Genomic DNA, 14,187 nt, shown 5'->3' on the forward strand with positions numbered 1-14,187 from the left:
CACAATGGACTCCGCCGCGTTCGCCGCCGGACTGCGGACGGAGGCCGCGGAGTGGGACGTTCGCGGTGCCCTGCCCGCCGAAGTCGTCAAAACCGTGGCGCACGCCGGTTTCCTGGCCGCCGACCTGCCCGCCGCCGCCGGTGGCGCCGGGTGCACGCAGCCCGAGCTCGGCGCGCTCTGCGCCGACTTCGGCGGGGTGTGCAGTGCCTTGCGAGCCCTGCTCACGGTGCAGGGCATGGTCGCCGCGGCCGTCCTGCGCTGGGGCACCGCCGAACAACGCGCCCGCTGGCTGCCCGCCCTCGCGCGCGGCGACGTCGTCGCCGGGTTCGCGGCCACCGAAGCCGGCGCCGGCACCGAGCTGTCCGCGGTGACGACGTCCGCCGAGCGCGCGGGCGGGCAGGTGCGCCTGCGGGGCCGCAAGCGGTGGGTCACCTTCGGGCAGCTCGCCGACGTCTTCCTCGTGCTCGCCACCTGTGCGGGCCGGCTCGTCACCGTGCTCGTCGAGGCCGACCGGCCGGGGATCACGGCCGAGCCGGTGCGGGGCCAGCTGGGGATGCGCGCGGCGCAGCTCGCCCACCTCGGGTTCGACGGCGTGCTCGTGCCCGCCGAAAACCTGCTCGCCCCACCGGGATTCGGCCTGTCGCACGTCACGGCGACGGCGTTGGACCACGGCCGGTTCACCGTCGCCTGGGGCTGCGTCGGCATGGCGGAAGCGTGCCTGCGCGCCGCCGCGGCACACGCCGCCGGCCGCGTGCAGGGTGGCGTCCGGCTGGCCGGGCACCAGACCGTGCGCGCACTGCTCGGCCGCAGCCTGGCCGACACGAGTGCCGCGCGCGAGCTGTGCGCCCGCGCCGCGGCCCTGCGGGAGAACGGCGATCCGGACGCCGTCGCCGGGACCGTGCTGGCCAAGTACGCCGCCGCCCGGTCGGCCGCCGCGGTCGCCGACCGGGCCGGGCAGGTGCTCGGGGCGGCCGGCTGCACGGAAGACAGCCTGGTGGGCCGGTTCTTCCGCGACGCCAAGGTCATGCGGATCATCGAAGGCTCCGACGAAGTCGCCGAACAGCAGCTCGGCGAGTACGCCTTGCGGTGGCGGCCGTGAGCACCGTCAAGTGCCTGGTCTGGGACCTCGACGACACCCTTTGGGACGGCGTCGTGCTCGAAGGCGACCGGCCGCAGCCGTTCCCCGCCGCGATCGAGGCGCTGCACACGCTGGACCGGCGCGGCATCCTGCACGCCGTGGCGGGCCGCGGCGAGCTCGCCCGCGCCACCGGGCACCTGGCCGAACACGGCTTGGCGGAGCTGTTCTGCGCGGTCGAAGTCGGCTGGGGCGAGAAGTCGGCGGCGATCCGCCGCATCGCCGCGGAGCTGAACATCGGCCTGGACACCATCGCCTTCGCCGACAACGACCCGGCCGAACGCGCCGAGGTCGCCGCCGCGCTGCCGATGGTGCGCTGCTACCCCGCCGAGCGCGTCGGCGAGCTGCCCGGCCTGGCGGAGTTCCGGCCGGCGCTGGTGACCGGCGAGTCGCGCCGGCGCCGCCACCGGTACCTCGCCGAACGCTCGCGGGCCGCGGCCGAGCGCGCGTTCCCCGGTTCCCCGCCCGAATTCCTCGCCTCGCTGGACCTCACGATGACCGTGCGCGCCGCCACCGAAGCGGACTTCGACCGCGCGCACGAGCTCACCCTCCGGACCCACCAGCTCAACACCACCGGCCGCACCCTCGACTCGGCCGAGCTGCGCGCCCTGTGCGCGACCGCCGGCCACGAGGTGCTCGTCGCGGACGTGACCGACCGGTTCGGCGCACACGGCACCGTCGGGCTCGCCGTGCTCCGCCACGACGGCGCCGACGTCGTCCTCGAGCTGCTCCTGACGTCGTGCCGGGTGCTCAACCGCGGGATCGGCACCGTCCTGCTCGGCCACCTCGTGCGGGACGTCCTCGCGCGCGGACGGCGTCCGGTCGCCCGCTTCGTCCCCACGGCGGCCAACCGGATCATGCTGGTGACGCTGCGGTTCGCCGGGTTCGAGCCGGCCGGCCCCGACGTGCTGGCCTTCGACCCGCGGCGGCCGCCACCGCCGCTGCCCGGGCACGTCCGCATCCTCGACGGGAGGAACCGGTGAAGATCGGGATCGTGGGAGCCGGGGTGATGGGCACCGGGGTCGCGCAGTGCTTCGCCGCGGCCGGGCACGACGTCGTCGTCGCCGACGCCGACCCGCGAGCACTGGACCGGGGCCCGGACCGGATCCGGGCCGGCCTGCGGATGGCGGCGCTGCTCGGCGACCGCCCGCCGGCCACGGTCCCGGACCGCATCCGCTGGACCGGCCGGCTCGAGGAGCTGAGCGGCAGCGAATTCGTCGTCGAATGCGCGGCGGAACGGCTGGCGGTGAAGGAAACGCTGTTCGCCGAACTGGACCGGCTCTGTCCCGCCGCGACGATCCTCGCCTCGTGCACGTCCGCCGTCCCGATCGGCCGCCTGGCCGCGGCCACCGCCCGCGCGGACCGCGTCATCGGCACCCACTTCATGAACCCGGCCCCGCTGAAGGACACCGTCGAGGTGGTCCGCGCGGCGGCGACCGGCGGGGAAACCCTGTGCGCCACCACGGATCTGCTGGCCGGCCTCGGCAAACGCGCGATCGTGGTCGCCGACGGCCCCGGTTTCGTCGCCAACCGCGTGCTGATGGCGACGATCAACGAGGCGATCGCGACGGTCGGGGACGGCATCGCCGACGCCGTCACGGTCGACCAGGTCTTCGAGAAGTGCTTCGGCCACGCCATGGGCCCGCTGCGCACCGCCGACCTCATCGGGCTCGACGTCATCCTGGACACCTTGGTGGTGCTGCTCGAGTGCACCGGACAACCGATGTACCGCCCGTGCCCGCTGCTGACCGAGCTCGTCGGCACGGGCCGGCTGGGCCGCAAGACCGGCCGGGGCCTGCACGCCTACCCGGCGGGCTGATCCGCGGCCGGCATCAGTTCGAGCGTCTCGTCCGCCAGCCGGTCCGCGCCCTCGCGGAAGTCTTCGTCGAGCTTGCGGAACAGCGTCTCGGCCTGGAAGGCGGGCCAGTCGCGGGGCAGGTGCCCGGCCGGCAGGTGCGGATCCCGGCGGACGACGTGCAGCCAGTCCGAATGCAGCATCAACCGGCGCGTCAGGTCGTCCGGGAACGCCGGCTTCCCGCCGTCCCACTTCTCCATGAAGTCGTGGTAGCGCGCGGCGATCGTCGCCGTGTCGAAGGCTTTGCGGACGAGCTCGGCCGCTTCCGTCGGCTTCGCCGGGTGGGCCGTGAAGACGGTGACGTGCCCGTCGAGGCCGAGCTGTTCGACGATGGCCGTGACGTCCCGGACGCCGGGGGCGACCCACAAACCGTTCTGCAGCAGGCCGAAGCCGGCCCAGGTCAGCTGCCGGCGCAGGTCGTGCCGGTCGCCGCGGCGGGTGTCGGGCAGGGAGAAGCCGACCAGGGTCCAGCCGCCGTCCTCGGCCCGGTTGACCGCGCCCGTCTCCCAGATCCGCCGCCTGCCGTCCTCGAGGACGGCGGCGAGGCGCTCGCTGAGACCGAAGTAGACCTTCCGCCCGTGCCGGTGGCGGGTCAGCAACCCGCTGCCCGCCATGCGGGTCAGCGTCGAGCGGACCGCTTCCTCCGAGACGCCGACGCGGCCGAACACGTCGATCACGCTGCCCGAGTAGATCGCGCTCGCCCGGCCGAGCAGGTGGATGCCCAGGAACGTGAGCATGACGGACTTCGGGCGGGGCCCGGAGCCGGTCTCGGCGGGAAGCGTCACGAAAGCAGCCTAACCCGGCCATTTGATGTTGGGCAGATTGTTGACGGCCGTCATGCCTCTGACTAACGTTGGGGCCCGCTCCCCCGTCGTCCGCACCCGGACGAACCCGCCCCTCCGCAGTGCCCAGCCCCCAAAGACGAGGGTGACCTCCCCATGAGCACTCAGCTCCGCAGAGCGGTCGCGTCCAGCTTCCTCGGCAGTCTCATCGAGTACTACGACTTCCTCCTCTACGCCACGGCGAGCGCGGTGGTCTTCGGCAAGGTCTTCTTCGCCGACCTCGATCCGGCACTGGCCACGGTCGCCAGCTTCGGGACGTTCACCACCGGCTACCTCGCCCGCCCGCTCGGCGGCCTGATCTTCGGCCACTTCGGCGACCGCCTGGGCCGCAAGCGGATGCTCGTGCTGACCATGACCCTGATGGGCGTCGCGAGCTTCCTCATCGGCCTGCTGCCCGGCTACGACCAGATCGGCCCGGTCGCCCCGCTCGGCCTGGTCCTGCTCCGCGTCGTCCAGGGCATCGCGGTCGGCGGCGAATGGGGCGGCGCCGTGCTGATGTCGGCCGAACACGCGCGGTCCCGCCGCGGCCTGTGGGCCGGCTTCACCAACGCCGGCGCGCCGAGCGGCATGGTCGTTTCGACGCTCGTCATGTCCGCCACCGCCGGGCTCACCTCCGAAGCGGACTTCCTCGCCTGGGGCTGGCGGATCCCGTTCCTGCTCAGCATCGTGCTGCTCGCCATCGGCCTGTTCGTGCGCTCCCGCGTCGACGAGACGCCCGCGTTCCTGGCCGCCCGCAAGGAAGAACGCCGCCGGCTCCCGGTCGTCGCCGTGCTGCGGGACCACCCGCGGGTGCTGCTGCTGAGCGTCGGCGTCGGGCTCGCCGCGTTCGTCGTCCAGGCCACGCTCACCACCTTCGTGCTCGCCTACGGCGTCCAGCACGGGCACCCGCGCCAAGAGGTGCTCAACGCGCTCACCCTGTCGTCGGCCTGCGCGGTGGCCGGGATCCTGCTGTGGTCGGCGCTGTCCGACCGGATCGGCCGCCGCCCGGTCGTGCTGGCCGGGGTGGCCGCCATGGCGGTCTTCGGGTTCCTGCTGTTCCCGATGGTCCGCAGCGGCAGCGGCCTTTTGCTGGTGCTGGCGCTGGTGATCGGCCAGGGCGTGATCCACCCGATGATGTACGGCCCGCTGGCCGCGCTCTACTCCGAGCTGTTCGCCACCGAAAACCGGTACACCGGGGCGTCGCTGGGCTACCAGCTCGCCGGGCTCGGCGCCGGGTTCGCCCCGCTGATCTTCGCCGAGCTCCAGCGCGCCAACGGCGGCGGTTCGACCACGCCGGTGTCGTGGACCATCGCCGCGTTCTGCGTCCTGTCCGCCGGCTGCGTGCTGGCGCTGCGGGAGACCCACCGCCGTGATCTCACGCCGGAGCCGGCCGTCCCCGCGGCTACCCGACGAGAAGGGACTCGAGGATGAGCAAGTGGCTCCGCCGGATCGGCGCCCTCGCCGTCACGACGCTGACCGCGTTCGGCCTCACCACGGGGAGCACGGCGCAGGCCGCCACCCCCGCGCACTACACCGGCGTGCTGCCGGACGGCGCGAGCTGGGTGGCGGACGTGCCGGGCGCCTGGAACGGGACCGTCATCCTCTACAGCCACGGCTTCGGCCCCCTGCAAGCGCGCGACGCCCCGGACGAGCCGACCGGGCAGGCCCTGCTCGCGGCCGGCTACGCGCTCGTCGGCTCGTCCTACAGCGGGCCGTCGCTCTGGGCGCTCGCCTCCGCACCGCGCGACCAGTTCGCCTCGCTCGACGCGCTCGTGCGGAAGATCGGCGAGCCCCGGCGCACCATCGCGTGGGGCACGTCGATGGGCGGGCTGGTCAGCGCGCTGGAAGCCGAGTCCGGCGACCGGCGGCTCGACGGCGCGCTGACCACGTGCGGCCTGGTCGCCGGCGCGCTGAACCTGAACGACTACCAGCTCGACGGCGAATACGCGCTGTCCCGCCTGCTCGCGCCGGCGCAGCCGGTGAAGCTCGTCCGCTACGCGAGCGCCGAGGAAGCGAGCGAGGCGGGCGCGGCGCTGACGAAGATCGTCACCGACGGCCAGGGCACCGCGGCCGGCCGGGCGCGGATCGCCCTCGGCGCCGCCCTGATGAACATGCCGCCGTGGCTGACCGGTGACACGCCGCCCGGGCCCGCCGACTACGCGGGCCAGGAGCAGCAACAGCAGCAGGCCCTCGCGCAGTTCGTGCTCGGGTTCGTGGTGCCCGGGCGGTACCAGATCGAACTGGCGGCCGGCGGGAACAGCGCGTTCAACGCCGGCGTCGACTACCGCGCGCTGCTGTCCGGCAGCCCGCTGGCGCGGCAGGTCCGGGCGCTGTACCGCACCGCGGGCCTCGACCTCGACGCCGACCTGGCCGAGCTGACCCGCCACGCGGACGTCACGCCCGACCGGCAAGCCGTCGGCACCCTGGCCCGCACGTCCACGGCGACCGGGCGGCTCCGCGTTCCGGAGCTCACCATCCACACCACCGCGGATCACCTGGTCCCGGTCGAGCAGGAAAACTGGTACGCCCACCGGGTCCGCACGGCCGGGCGGGAACCGCTGCTGCGCCAGGCCTACGTCGGCGCGGCCGGGCACTGCGCGTTCCGGCCGTCGGAGACCCTGGCGGCCCTGCACGCCCTGGAATCCCGCATCGAAACGGGGCACTGGCCCGACCTCCGCCCGGAACGCCTCAACGCGGCCGCGGCCGCGCTCGGCGACCCGGGCCGCTACCTCCGCTACACGCCGGCGCCGCTCACCGGCCGCTTCGACCACCGCTGAGGCACGGGGCGGCCGTCCTCGCGGCCGCCCCTTGCGTCACGGTAAATCATGCCTTTCGGAACTTGCATTTGATGTTAACCCGCTGGGTCCCTAGCGTGGTCGGCATGAACCTCACCGTCCTCGCGGCGTCCGGCCGGACCGGCCTCGCGCTCACCCGGGAAGCCCTCCGGCGTGGCCACACCGTCACCGCGATCGCCCGGGATCCCGATCGGATCGCCGTTCCCGGCTCGCCGCACCTGCGCAAGGTGGCGGGCGACGTCGACGACCCGGCGAGCCTCGCCGTCGCCGCCGGTTCGACCGTCCTTTCCGGACTCGGCACGGACCGGGCGGGTGTCCTGCTGGCGGGCGCGAAGGCGGTGGTCGCCGCCGGGCCGCAGCGGATCATCTGGCTCGGCGCGTACGGCACGGGGAAGTCGGCCGAGGTGGCCGGTGAAGCCGCCGGCCACCTCGGGACGATGCTGGGCGACCGGCTCGGCGACAAGGTCGACGCCGATGGGACGATCCTCGCCGCGGGCGGCACGGTGTTCCACGCCGGACTCCTCACCGACGGGCCGGAAAGCCCCGGGCGGCGGACGGTCGGCCTGGACGCCGGGCCGCCCCTCGACTTCGCCGCGGTGATCAGCCGGGCGACCGTCGCCGCGGCGATGCTCGACGAGGCCGAAACCCCGCGGTTCGCGGGCACGATCGCACTGCCGCTGCCCGAGTAGCACTAGCCCCGAGGTGGCCTTGGGTGCGTTGCACGCAAAGACACAAAGACACATCGGGGCGGCCGGGGACGCGGGCCTCAGCCGTCGCCGGTGAGTTGTCCGAGGACCGCCCGCACCTCGGTGCGGAGCCAGAGGTGGGCCGGGTCCGAGTCGTAACGCTGGTGCCACGTGCAGCAGATCTCCGCGGCCGGGGATTCGGCCGGCAACGGGCGGGTGATCAGCCCGAACGCGTCGATCAGCGAGCGGCCGAGCAGATCCGTGCAGCTGACCAGCGCGTCGCTGTGCACCGCCAGCTGCAACGCCGTCGCGAGGGTGGCCACCGAAGCGATCACCCGGCGGCGGAGGCCTTCCGCGGCCAGCACGTCGTCGATCGGGGCGGTGAGCCGGCCGCGGCGGGAGACCAGGACGTGCGGGTGTGCCGCGAACTCGCGCAGGTCGAGACCTCCGGCCGCCGGGTGGCCCGGGCGCATCGCCACGACCAGGTGGTCGCGGCCAAGCACTTCGGACCGGAACTCGGGCAGGTGCGGCCGGCCCCCGCCGATCTCCAGGTCGACGCGGCCGTGCCGGAGGTCGTCGGTGTCCGCGGAGTGCTCGGCCAGCACGCGCAGCTGCACGCCGGGCGCCTGCTCCTGGAGCTGCCCGGCCAGCACCGGGACCACCGACATCGCGAGCGCGTCGTGGCACTGGATCGTGAACGTGCGGTCCAGTTCGGACAGGTTCAGCTCGCGGGCCGGCAGGAGCACCTCGCGGGCCCGCCGGACCAGCTGGTGCACGTCCTCGCGGATCGCCGTCGCGTACGGCGTGGGCACCATCGTGTGGCCGGTGCGGACCAGGATGTCGTCGCCGGTCACCGCCCGCAGCCGGCCGAGGGTGCGGCTGACCGCGGGTGAGGACAGGTGCAGCCGCTCGGCCGCGCCCATCACGCTGCTCTCTTCGAGCAGCGCGTCGAGCACCGTGAGCAAGTTCAAGTCGAGTTGCACGAACCCAAGACAACCACAGGAGATGGGACGAACCATGAGCCAGGACCTGCTCACCGCCACCGCCGCCGCCGTCCGCGAGGCGGGGGCCCGGATGCTGGAGCGCTACTCCCCCACGTCCCGCCCGTCCGGGCTGACCGAACTGCTGGCGGGCCTGCACGCCAACGACACCGCCGTCACCGACGTGCTGCGGCCGGCGTTGACCGCGATCCGGCCGCAGGCGCAGTGGCTCGACGACGAACACGGCTCCGGGCCGATGCCCGCGGGCGAGTGGTGGCTCATCGATCCCATGGGCGGCAACATGAACGCCGTGCAGGGCATGCCCGACTGGAACATCGGCGTGAGCCTCGTCCGCGACGGGCGTCCCGTGCTGGCCGTGCTCTTCTTCCCGGTGCTCGACGAACTGTTCACCGCCCGCGAAGGCGGCGGGGCCCACCTCGACGGCGAGCGCCTGCGGGTCTCCGCCAAGACGTCGCTGGACGGCGCGCTGGCGGGTACCGGCCAGGCCCAGGCCGGTCAGGACGCCGAGCTCCTCGCCCGGATGGGCGCCTCGTTCACCGCGATGTCGGAGGCGGCGCTGTACGTGCGGATCTCCGTCCCGGTGACCCACCAGCTCGCCCAGGTCGCCGCGGGCCGGATGGACCTGCACTGGCAGTTCGACAACGTCCGCTCCCACGCCGCCGGCGTGCTCGTGGTCCAGGAAGCCGGCGGCGTCGTCACCGACCTCGACGGCGGGCCGTGGGACCTGACGAGCCGGGCGTACCTGGCCGCCGCGCCCGGGGTGCACGCCGCCGCGCTGAAGGTCCTCACCGCCTGACGGCACCGGGTCACGCGGTGATGAGGTCGCGCGCCTTCTTCACGACCGGCGGGGGCCCGCCATCGTAGTCGTAGTTGCTCAGGATCACCGTCACCCAGTCGGTGTCGGGGTACATCTGGAAGTCGGTCGACGTGCCGGGGGCGCCGCCACCGTGGCCGGTCACCCACTGGCCGCCGACCAGCAGCGTCACCGGGCCGTAGCACTGGAAGGCGACGTGCGGAGCCCCGGGCGTCCCGCCGGGCGGCGGGCCGGGCTGCGGCGGAGGTGGCACCTTGCCGCTCAGCGTGATGCCGGTGAAGGCGCGGTCGAGCAGCTTCGAACCCCGCAATGCTGCTGCGAAGCGCGCCAGGTCGGCGCACGTCGTGAAGGCGTCGCCGGCCGGAGTGCCGATGTACAGCCGCTGGTCGATGGTGTCGGCTCGGCCGCCGGACGGTTGTTTCGCGTAGGGGTGCGCGATGCGGGGGTCCGTGTGCCACTGCGGCCTGGTGTAGAAGTCCGTCGTGGTCATGCCGGCCGGGCGGAACACGTGCGCGCGCACGTAGTCGTAGTAGGACTTCCCGGACACCTGGGCCACGATCGCGCCGAGCAGGTGGTAGGCCGCGTTGCTGTAGCGGGATCCGGCTCCCGGCGCGAACTCCAGCGCGGTGCGCCGGATGTAGTCCGTCGTGCCGGTCATCACCTGGTCGGCGTCGGTCCAGGCGAGCGCTTCCGCCAGGTACCCGGGCATCGTGAAGGTGTCGCCGAAGCCGGAGGTGTGGGTGAGGAGGTGGTGGACCTGCACGGTGCCGGCGATCTCGGCGGGGAAACCGCTCAGGAACGTGTCCAGCGTGCTGGTGTACGCGATCTTGCCGGCCTGCGCGAGCTGGGCGATGGCCACCGCCGTGAAGAGCTTCGTCACCGAGGCCATGGCGAACAGGGTGTCCGGGCCGTTGGGAGCGGCGTCGTTGGCCCGGCCGTAGGACCTGGCCAGCACGGGACGTCCCCGGTGGACCAGCAGCAGGCTGCCGGAGAACGCGTCCATGGCCGCCTGTTCCCCGACGAACCGGTCGAACGCGCGCACGTCGACGGAGGTGGGGCCGAGGGCGGTGCCGGAGGCTGCTCCGGCGAGAGCACCGGTGGCGAACATCGCCCCGGAGGCGCCGAGCACACCCAGGACGGATCGTCGTGTCGTGGTCATGGCCGAAGGTCTACCGGGCACGGCCGATCGGGGACCGATGGCCGGCCCATACGTGATCCATATGCCGCGCGCGGGACACTGGCCGGGTGCGAGTGCTGCTGGTCGAGGACGAGCAACCATTGGCCAAGTACGTCGCGGCCGGCCTGCGCAAGCACGGGTTCGCCGTCGACGTCGCCTTCGACGGGCGCACCGCGCTCGACAAGTGCGGGGTCACGCCCTACGACGTGGTCGTCCTGGACCGGGACCTGCCCGTGGTGCACGGGGACACGGTGTGCCGCGAGCTCGCCGGGCACGGCGCGGCGCGGATCCTCATGCTCACCGCGTCCGGCACGGTCGAGGACCGGGTCGAGGGGCTCACGCTGGGCGCCGACGACTACCTCGGCAAGCCGTTCGCCTTCTCCGAGCTCGTCGCCAGGGTGCGGGCCCTGTCCCGCCGCAGCGCGCCCGCGATACCGCCGGTCCTGCGGGCCGGCGACGTGGTGCTCGACCCCGCGCGGCGCACCGCGGAGCGCGCGGGCCGGCTCCTGCAGCTGACACCCAAGGAGTTCGGCGTGCTCGAGCACCTGCTCGCCGCCGGTGGCGCGGTGCTGAGCGCGGAAAGGTTGCTGGACAAGGTGTGGGACGAGCACGCCGACCCGTTCACCAACGCGGTCCGGATCACCGTCGGCACGTTGCGGCGCAAGCTCGGCGACCCGCCGCCCATCGAGACGGTGCCGAGTGCGGGCTACCGGATCGTCCCATGAACGCCCGCGCCCGGCTCACGATCCTTTACGCCGCACTGGTCCTCGCCGCCGGCACCCTGTTGACCACGCTCACCTCCCTGCTGATGCGCGGGAACGGCGGCCATCGGATATCGGTCATCACGCTCGGCCCGTCGCCGGGGCCGGACGGGATACCGCCGTTGCCGCCCTCGATCCAGGCGGTCACCCTCGCCGATTTCGTCACCCAGGCCGCGATCGCCCTCGCGGTGGTGACGGCGCTCGCCGCGGCCGTGGGGTGGCTGGTGGCCGGGCGGGTCCTGCGGCCCATCCGCACGATTTCCGCCACCGCACAACGCCTCTCGGCGGAAAACCTGTCCGAGCGGGTGCCGGTCACCCGGCCCCTCGACGAGCTCGCCACCCTGGCCGGCACCGTCAACGGGATGCTGGACCGCATCTCCGACGGGGTCGCCGAACGCGACCGGGTGCTCGCGAGCCAGCGCATGTTCACCGCCAACGCCGCCCACGAGCTGCGCACCCCGCTGACCACCATGCGCACCGCCATCGACGTCACCCTCGACAGCCGGCCCGGTACCGAAGAACTGCTGGCCATGACCGCCGACGTCCGGACCGCCGTCGAGCAGAGCCGGCGCACCCTCGACGGGCTGCTGGCGCTGGCCCACAGCCAGGCCGGCGCCGGTGTCCGGCACCGCGTCGACCTCGCCGAGGTCGTGGCGGACAGCCTCGACGGGGTGGGCCTCACGGTGCGAGCCGACCTGCGGCCCGCGCCGGTCCGCGGTGACCCGGTCCTGCTGGAACGCCTGTGCGGCAACCTGGTCGACAACGCTGTTCGCCACAACCGTGCCGGAGGCCAGGTCGAGGTCGCCACCGGCGGCACGGACGGGCGGGCGTTCCTGCGCATCGGGAACAGCGGCGTGCCGATCGCGCCGGAGGCCGTCGACCGGCTCCGGGAGCCGTTCGTCCGCGGCGACGGCACCCGGATCCACACCGGCCGCGGCACCGGCCTGGGACTGTCCATCGTGGACGCCATCGTCGCCGCGCACCGGGGCGAGCTCACCATCACCGCTCGCCCGGCCGGCGGGCTGGACGTCGTCGTCCGCCTCCCGGCCGGCGAAGACCTCGGCTGAACCGGTCCGCTTCGGCGCCGGCGGGGGTGCGGCCCCCGCCGGCGCGCTTGCGTGCGAGAGCAGTCAGCCACCGAGCCCGAAGAAGGCGATGGCGACCGCGGCCATCCCGCCCGCGGGCAGGCTGTGCCCGGCACCCTGGATGCTGTAGGCCTCCACCCGGACCGTGCCGGAGCCGTCGGCGTAGCGGCGGCGGTTCCAGCCGGCCTGCGGGGTGTCGGCGGACGTCGGCGTCTGGCTCAGGCCGAACACGTTGGTCCACTGCTCGATCTCCTCCTGCAGCAGCGCATACGGCACGAGCGTGTCGGCGGTGCCGTGCCACAGCTGGACGCGCGGGCGCGGACCGGTGTAGCCGGGGTAGGCCTGCCGCACCGCGTCGCCCCACTGCTGAGGCGTGCGGTTCGCCCCGCCGTTCCCGGTGCACTTGCTGCTCCACGGCGGGAAGTCCGCCGCGTTCGCGAAGCAGTTGAAGGGGACGCCCATGAACGCCGCGCCCGCCTTGAACACATCCGGGTAGAGGGCGAGCATCTCGTTGGTCATCATGCCGCCGGACGACGAGCCGGTGGCGAAGACGCGGTTCGGGTCACCGCCGTAGTGCTGTTCGGCGTAGGTCACCATCGAGACGATCGAAACCGGGTCGCTGCCGCCGCCCCGGCGCTTCGCCGCGTCCGACCAGGTGTCGAAGCAGTTCCCGAAGCCCGCCTGCTGCTGGGCGCTGGGGTAGATGACGACGAATCCGTAGCGGTTGGCCAGCGAAGCGAATTCGCTGCCGGAGTAGAACCCCGGCCCCGAACCGCCGCAGCCGTGCATGGCGACCACGATCGCGGGGTTGGCCGGCCGAGCGTCCGGCACGTAGACGTGCATGCGCATCCCGCCCGGGTTGTTCCCGAAGCCGGTCACTTCCACCAGAGAAGCGGCCGACGCCGGGGCCGGGACCACGGCCGTGGTGACGGCCAGCAGCAGGGCACTGGCGATGGTCACGAACGCCGTTCTGAATCCACTCATCGGTGACCTCCGGTCGGCGATCCCCCTCGCGACTGAGGTTAGGCAGATCGACGACGACCGTCAACAATTCATCAACCATTTCCACGAACCGAAAGTTTCGAACTCGGTGATGGCCGAGAAATACCGGACAAATCAATGATGATCGTCGTGGAAACAGCGAACAATTCGGCGCGGTAGGTTGGACGCCGGAGGTGGCGCATGCTCGAAGCGGCCGGGTGGGCGGAGGACGACGGCGTGCCTGGCGTGCGGCCCGAGGCCCTGCTGCTGACGCTGTTCGGCGACCACGTGCTCGACCGCGGGATCGCCGTGTCGACCGGCGGGGTCATCGCCGCGCTCGACCGCCTCGGCGTCGGCGAACACGCGACGCGGGCGACGCTGAGCCGGATGAGCCGCCGCGAACTGCTCCGCACCGTCCGCCGGGGGCGGCGGGCGTTCCTCGGCCTGACCGCGCACGGCACCGCGGTGCTGCGCGACGGCCAGCGCAAGCTCGACGGCGACGTCGTCGACCGGCACTGGGACGGCCGGTGGACGCTGCTGACGTTCTCGGTGCCGGAAACCCGGCGCGCGGACCGGTACGCCCTGCGCACCCGGCTGGGCTGGTTCGGGTTCGGCCCGCTGCGCAGCGGGCTGTGGGTCTCTGCGTCGGCCGCCGACATCGCGCCGGCGCTGGCCGAGCTCGACCTCCTCGCCCACGCCGAGGTGTTCCGCGCGGAGCCGTTCATGTGGACCGACCCGGTGCGCATCGCCCGCGAAGCCTGGGACCTGCCCCGGATCGCGGCCGGCTACGAGCAGTTCCTCCGCCGCTGGAGCGGCAGCGCACCCGGCGAGCTCGGCGACGAGCTGTCCCGCCGCATCCGGCTGGGCGCGGAATGGCTCCTGCTGATCCGCCGCGACCCGGTCCTGCCGCCGGCGCTGCTGCCCCCGGACTGGCCGGGCACGCGAGCCGCAGCACTGTTCCGCACCCTGCGTCACGAATGGACGCGCCCGGCCGAGGAGCTGGCGGGCGGCCTGCTCGAGTCCCTCGTCGAGGAATGAGGCCCGACGGCGGTTGCCACGTTGCATGCCACGTTGCA

At 73.4% G+C, this 14,187-nt stretch carries 14 protein-coding genes; 10 read left to right on the plus strand and 4 right to left on the minus strand.

The genetic code is table 11. The features are described from left to right. The first annotated feature begins 4 nt into the window (after positions 1–4). The 3 genes from AB0F52_RS25265 to AB0F52_RS25275 are packed head-to-tail and all read left to right on the plus strand — an operon-like array spanning position 5 to position 2,954. Positions 5–1,099: an acyl-CoA dehydrogenase family protein gene (locus tag AB0F52_RS25265; protein ID WP_360175910.1), complete on the plus strand. Its 1,095-nt coding sequence runs from the start codon at positions 5–7 to the stop codon at positions 1,097–1,099. Further along, positions 1,096–2,118, plus strand: a complete 1,023-nt coding sequence (locus AB0F52_RS25270; RefSeq protein ID WP_360175671.1) for an HAD-IIIC family phosphatase — start codon at positions 1,096–1,098, stop codon at positions 2,116–2,118. Before AB0F52_RS25265 ends, AB0F52_RS25270 begins: the two co-directional genes overlap by 4 nt. Then, positions 2,115–2,954, plus strand: coding sequence for a 3-hydroxyacyl-CoA dehydrogenase family protein (locus tag AB0F52_RS25275; RefSeq protein WP_360175674.1), 840 nt, complete (start codon positions 2,115–2,117; stop codon positions 2,952–2,954). The genes AB0F52_RS25270 and AB0F52_RS25275 overlap by 4 nt, the downstream gene beginning before the upstream one ends. On the opposite strand, the gene AB0F52_RS25280 is transcribed toward AB0F52_RS25275, so the two are convergent. Further along, a complete protein-coding gene (locus AB0F52_RS25280; RefSeq protein WP_360175677.1) occupies positions 2,939–3,775 on the minus strand; it encodes a PaaX family transcriptional regulator C-terminal domain-containing protein in 837 nt (278 codons plus the stop codon). The genes AB0F52_RS25275 and AB0F52_RS25280 overlap by 16 nt on opposite strands. A gap of 153 nt (positions 3,776–3,928) precedes the next feature. On the opposite strand from AB0F52_RS25280, the gene AB0F52_RS25285 reads away from it, so the two are divergent. The 3 genes from AB0F52_RS25285 to AB0F52_RS25295 all read left to right on the plus strand — a co-directional run bounded on the left by AB0F52_RS25285 (position 3,929) and on the right by AB0F52_RS25295 (position 7,295). Further along, positions 3,929–5,242 carry an MFS transporter gene (locus tag AB0F52_RS25285; protein ID WP_360175680.1) on the plus strand — a complete coding sequence of 438 codons (1,314 nt, stop codon included), beginning with the start codon at positions 3,929–3,931 and terminating at the stop codon, positions 5,240–5,242. Beyond that, positions 5,239–6,588 carry an alpha/beta hydrolase gene (locus AB0F52_RS25290; protein ID WP_360175683.1) on the plus strand — a complete coding sequence of 450 codons (1,350 nt, stop codon included), beginning with the start codon at positions 5,239–5,241 and terminating at the stop codon, positions 6,586–6,588. Before AB0F52_RS25285 ends, AB0F52_RS25290 begins: the two co-directional genes overlap by 4 nt. A gap of 104 nt (positions 6,589–6,692) precedes the next feature. Next, positions 6,693–7,295 carry an NAD(P)H-binding protein gene (locus AB0F52_RS25295; protein WP_360175686.1) on the plus strand — a complete coding sequence of 201 codons (603 nt, stop codon included), beginning with the start codon at positions 6,693–6,695 and terminating at the stop codon, positions 7,293–7,295. A 77-nt stretch (positions 7,296–7,372) separates the two neighbouring features. On the opposite strand, the gene AB0F52_RS25300 is transcribed toward AB0F52_RS25295, so the two are convergent. Then, on the minus strand, positions 7,373–8,275 hold the full coding sequence (locus tag AB0F52_RS25300) for a LysR family transcriptional regulator (protein ID WP_360175689.1): 903 nt from the start codon (positions 8,273–8,275) through the stop codon (positions 7,373–7,375). Positions 8,276–8,309: 34 nt separating this feature from the next. Between AB0F52_RS25300 and AB0F52_RS25305 the strand changes: the two genes are divergently transcribed. Further along, positions 8,310–9,089 carry an inositol monophosphatase gene (locus AB0F52_RS25305; RefSeq protein ID WP_360175692.1) on the plus strand — a complete coding sequence of 260 codons (780 nt, stop codon included), beginning with the start codon at positions 8,310–8,312 and terminating at the stop codon, positions 9,087–9,089. A 10-nt stretch (positions 9,090–9,099) separates the two neighbouring features. Here AB0F52_RS25305 and AB0F52_RS25310 read toward each other — a convergent pair whose 3' ends face one another. Next, entirely contained in the window at positions 9,100–10,266 is a 1,167-nt protein-coding gene (locus tag AB0F52_RS25310; protein ID WP_360175695.1) for a serine hydrolase domain-containing protein, read from the minus strand. A gap of 86 nt (positions 10,267–10,352) precedes the next feature. Between AB0F52_RS25310 and AB0F52_RS25315 the strand changes: the two genes are divergently transcribed. Both AB0F52_RS25315 and AB0F52_RS25320 read left to right on the plus strand, forming a co-directional pair. Continuing rightward, a complete protein-coding gene (locus tag AB0F52_RS25315; RefSeq protein WP_360175698.1) occupies positions 10,353–11,009 on the plus strand; it encodes a response regulator transcription factor in 657 nt (218 codons plus the stop codon). Then, on the plus strand, positions 11,006–12,112 hold the full coding sequence (locus tag AB0F52_RS25320) for an ATP-binding protein (RefSeq protein ID WP_360175701.1): 1,107 nt from the start codon (positions 11,006–11,008) through the stop codon (positions 12,110–12,112). The genes AB0F52_RS25315 and AB0F52_RS25320 overlap by 4 nt, the downstream gene beginning before the upstream one ends. 63 nt (positions 12,113–12,175) lie before the next feature. On the opposite strand, the gene AB0F52_RS25325 is transcribed toward AB0F52_RS25320, so the two are convergent. After that, complete coding sequence (locus tag AB0F52_RS25325; RefSeq protein ID WP_360175704.1) at positions 12,176–13,114, minus strand: PHB depolymerase family esterase; 939 nt, start codon at positions 13,112–13,114, stop codon at positions 12,176–12,178. A 198-nt stretch (positions 13,115–13,312) separates the two neighbouring features. Here AB0F52_RS25325 and AB0F52_RS25330 point away from each other — a divergent pair, with 198 nt between their 5' ends. After that, positions 13,313–14,149, plus strand: coding sequence for a PaaX family transcriptional regulator C-terminal domain-containing protein (locus AB0F52_RS25330; RefSeq protein WP_360175707.1), 837 nt, complete (start codon positions 13,313–13,315; stop codon positions 14,147–14,149). The last annotated feature ends 38 nt before the right edge of the window (positions 14,150–14,187 follow it).

This window comes from Amycolatopsis sp. NPDC024027, from assembly GCF_040638975.1.
GTDB lineage: Bacteria > Actinomycetota > Actinomycetes > Mycobacteriales > Pseudonocardiaceae > Amycolatopsis.

Excerpts from the sequence above, each read along its gene's own strand:
- AB0F52_RS25265 (WP_360175910.1), top strand. The coding sequence starts at position 5 with ATGGACTCCGCCGCGTTCGCCGCCGGACTGCGGACGGAGGCCGCGGAG.
- AB0F52_RS25285 (WP_360175680.1), top strand. The coding sequence starts at position 3,929 with ATGAGCACTCAGCTCCGCAGAGCGGTCGCGTCCAGCTTCCTCGGCAGT.
- AB0F52_RS25325 (WP_360175704.1), bottom strand. The coding sequence starts at position 13,114 with ATGAGTGGATTCAGAACGGCGTTCGTGACCATCGCCAGTGCCCTGCTG.
- AB0F52_RS25330 (WP_360175707.1), top strand. The coding sequence starts at position 13,313 with ATGCTCGAAGCGGCCGGGTGGGCGGAGGACGACGGCGTGCCTGGCGTG.
- AB0F52_RS25310 (WP_360175695.1), bottom strand. The coding sequence starts at position 10,266 with ATGACCACGACACGACGATCCGTCCTGGGTGTGCTCGGCGCCTCCGGG.
- AB0F52_RS25295 (WP_360175686.1), top strand. The coding sequence starts at position 6,693 with ATGAACCTCACCGTCCTCGCGGCGTCCGGCCGGACCGGCCTCGCGCTC.
- AB0F52_RS25290 (WP_360175683.1), top strand. The coding sequence starts at position 5,239 with ATGAGCAAGTGGCTCCGCCGGATCGGCGCCCTCGCCGTCACGACGCTG.
- AB0F52_RS25305 (WP_360175692.1), top strand. The coding sequence starts at position 8,310 with ATGAGCCAGGACCTGCTCACCGCCACCGCCGCCGCCGTCCGCGAGGCG.
- AB0F52_RS25320 (WP_360175701.1), top strand. The coding sequence starts at position 11,006 with ATGAACGCCCGCGCCCGGCTCACGATCCTTTACGCCGCACTGGTCCTC.